Genomic DNA, 3,074 nt, shown 5'->3' with positions numbered 1-3,074 from the left:
CGAATCCGCAAGGCAGAGCCGACGTTTGAACGGCCGAGCGACGACGCATGTGAACGGCGGTTGTGGCCGAGATGGAATGGACACCGCCGTCCTCCGGGCACGAAGGCCTGATGCGTAGGGGCCTCCGGAACCGGACGGCATCAATCTGTCAAAGTCGAGTTTCGACGCAACCACTTGAGGAACGGAGGCCGACCTCAGCCCTACGAGCGATCGACCGTACCCGACCCGCACACACTGTTAGTTGTGAAACGAAGGTTGACCGTCAGATGGGCCCCGACGCAGGCCAAGTTCAGAATAGCTGGACGCCGGATTCGCGCGGGCTGCCCGCCTTGACCGTGCTGATGAATGTCCTGCATTCGTTGCGTCGAGCGATTCGATCATCGCGCGCTGCCCACGTGCTTCCGCGATGACGCGCACGATGCGCGCCCGGTAGCACAGGAACGCACCGATGATCGGGCACGAGACCTGCCGCCGTGTCCGGAATCGTTTCTTTCCCATGCGGGTATTGGTGTAGACAAACTTGGCCATGTCGACACGGCGATGGACAGGTCATCTGTCAACAAATGCTACCAGGCCAGCCGACCCGCGTCCAGGCGACAGCCGGAGCACTACTTTCCGACGTGGCTGTCGCCCCCTGGTAGCGGCGATTCAACGAGGAGACCGTTGGACAAGGTCTGACGGGTCCCCTCGGTTTCAGGCCCCGTTCACTCCATCCTTGAACGCCTTGCCCGCGGTGAACTTGACTGTCTTTGCGGCCGGGATCTGGATCTCGGCGCCGGTCGCCGGGTTGCGGCCGACCCGTGCGGCACGCGCGCCGGTCGAAAACGAACCAAAGCCGATCAGCTGCACCGTCTTCCCCTTAGTTAGTTCACCGGTGATGGCCGCGATCACCGCGTCAATCGCCTCACCGGTCGCGGCCTTGCTGTCTCCGGTCTTCGCGGCGACTGCATCCACCAGTTCCTGCTTGTTCATGGTTTTATCCCTCTTCTGGTTGAAGATGTCGCCACCCTACCCGATCCGCATACCTTTGCGCAATCTGCGCCAGTCTCACCGACGTGCATCACCGGATGGATCGCCCGATGCCGACCCTCCCTAAGTCGTGTCCGATGCCCGACGGTTAATACCGGCTGCTGCCCGAGATGGCCGGCACCGTGGGCATTGCAAAGAGCAGCATCTCGCGCGAGTTCATCAAGGCCAGCGAGAAGGCGCTTTCCGAGCTGATGGGACGGCGCTTCGACGACCAGGACATTCTGGCGATCTACATGGACGGCATCATCGTCGACAAACGCCACATCCTGGCAGCCATCGGAGTAGATAGCGACGGCGGCAAGCACCTGATGGGACTCGCCAGCGGATCGGGCCTAACAGCTATTCGCAGACTTCACAATTCGGACGTGGCGAAAGTCTTGAATGGCTACGCAGCCAAGCGAGTCTCAACGAACCGCCGAGACGCAGGGTTATGCGTCAGCTGATACACGCACCTGTGTTGTAGTCGATCTCTGGCGCAGCATATTCGCTTTTCCAATCCAACTGTTCTGATATTTCAATTAATTGTGCCCACTCGGCGCAGTATGCTTCCGCGAGTGTGGCGTCTTCGATGAAAAGCGCGTTTTCCAATGACGCTTTTCCGTTCTTGGTTACGTTGTAAGAACCCGTCCAGACTGCATACGGCTGATATGGCCAAGCTCCGGCGACAACTTCGGGATCTGTCGCTTCTGTCGCCCGCAAGAATACGAAGAACTTGTGGTGCATGCGCGGCATTGCTGATTCCGCACCCCTTCGATGACCGATGCACCGGATTCCGACGTCGTGCAATGGACGCCCATGGCCGACCATATCCTCAGACGTTCGTATCTCCAGCCAGCCCCCCAATGACCAGGCGCGCGAATGGGCGACACAGCTTCATAGTGGGCGCGCAGTTCAGTTTTCCAATCCTCGGGCAAGGGATCAAGGTCTGGCCGCAGAAAATCCTCTTTCTGGACGATGACAGATGCCGCCTGTTTCGACGCTAGTGCGTTCAAGACGCGTAAGCTCGTGAGCCACGCAACACATCCGACGACTGCATCTGCGCTTCGGATATGACGTATCAACGGGCTTTCCAAGTCACGGAAATAGCATGCGGACTTTGTGCTGCTCGCCAATTCCACTTCAACGGACAAGTTCTCCAAAGGGACATCTTCCGTGTTGTCTCCCATGTCGGTTTGACGTCGCTTAAGTGTATTGAGATCTTGATGGTGACTCATCGTTGTTCAACTAATCTATGGAGGAAGGTGAATTGCCAACGTGCAAGGCTTACAAAAAGGTGAGCGTTGCGGTTATGACCAACTGATTCTAATAGGAGCGATTGGCCTAGCAGGACAGGTGTTGCGCGAATCTTCTGGGTCTCACTGGACAGCGTCTCACCGAATAAAGACGTCTAGCGTTCGCCTGGTGACTCACAGATTGCGGTGCTCATTTGCTCTCCGACTTTTTAACAGTGCATACGACGTCTAAGCTGCATTATCGGACGCGATCCGAAAAACTTGAGCACAGGATCTGGCAGCATTGACGATTGCGTGAAATGCATAGTTGAGGAGAGTCCGTTACCCATGAGGAACCGACGTTCAAATATTCAAGTTGGGGCGAGGTCGAGTGACTGAAGATGGCCGACGAACGAAACCGCTCGCGCGGTAGGGGCTCCGGTCAGACGCCAGTGGTCACGGAGAGGCCGGCATCGCGGTTCCGTATGTTGGCGAATGAGGCAATCCGCCTCGTTCTCCGGCAGGAGCCCAATCATGACCTCCTCACAGTCAAACGTCAGTCCGCTGCGCCAGCGCATGCTCGACGACATGCGCATGCGCCAGCTTGCCCCCAGGACGCAGGACATTTATCTGCACATCGTGCGTGAGTTCGCCCGGTTTCTCGGGCGCTCACCTGACACGGCCACCGTCGAGGACCTGCGCCGCTACCAGCTCTATCTGGTCGACCACGGCACATCGGCCGTGTCGCTGAACCACGCGATCACCGGCCTGAAGTTCTTCTTCACCGTCACGCTCGACCGGCCCGAACTGATGGTCAGGATGCAACCGGTGCGC

4 protein-coding genes and 1 pseudogene are annotated in these 3,074 nt (G+C 58.3%); 2 read left to right on the top strand and 3 right to left on the bottom strand.

Annotated features, from left to right (window positions below):
* Positions 1-237 precede the first annotated feature (237 nt).
* Complete coding sequence (locus tag P0D73_RS46090) at positions 238-528, bottom strand: hypothetical protein (protein ID WP_408436358.1); 291 nt, start codon at positions 526-528, stop codon at positions 238-240.
* Between the two features lie 165 nt (positions 529-693).
* On the bottom strand, positions 694-972 hold the full coding sequence (locus P0D73_RS46085) for an HU family DNA-binding protein (RefSeq protein WP_408436355.1): 279 nt from the start codon (positions 970-972) through the stop codon (positions 694-696).
* A 152-nt stretch (positions 973-1,124) separates the two neighbouring features.
* Between P0D73_RS46085 and P0D73_RS46080 the strand changes: the two are divergent.
* A pseudogene (locus P0D73_RS46080) lies at positions 1,125-1,439 on the top strand (IS256 family transposase); the annotation flags it as partial.
* A gap of 25 nt (positions 1,440-1,464) precedes the next feature.
* On the opposite strand, the gene P0D73_RS46075 reads toward P0D73_RS46080, so the two are convergent.
* A complete protein-coding gene (locus P0D73_RS46075; RefSeq protein ID WP_408436352.1) occupies positions 1,465-1,761 on the bottom strand; it encodes a phospholipase D-like domain-containing protein in 297 nt (98 codons plus the stop codon).
* A 1,013-nt stretch (positions 1,762-2,774) separates the two neighbouring features.
* Here P0D73_RS46075 and P0D73_RS46070 point away from each other — a divergent pair.
* Positions 2,775-3,074, top strand: a 300-nt coding sequence (locus P0D73_RS46070; protein ID WP_408436349.1) for a site-specific integrase, incomplete at its 3' end; no start/stop codon positions are given.

It is taken from the genome of Paraburkholderia sp. RL18-101-BIB-B, from assembly GCF_046026985.1.
Lineage (GTDB): Bacteria > Pseudomonadota > Gammaproteobacteria > Burkholderiales > Burkholderiaceae > Paraburkholderia.
The sequence above is the reverse complement of the archived record's forward strand: the minus strand, read 5'-3'. Positions and strand labels throughout refer to the sequence as shown.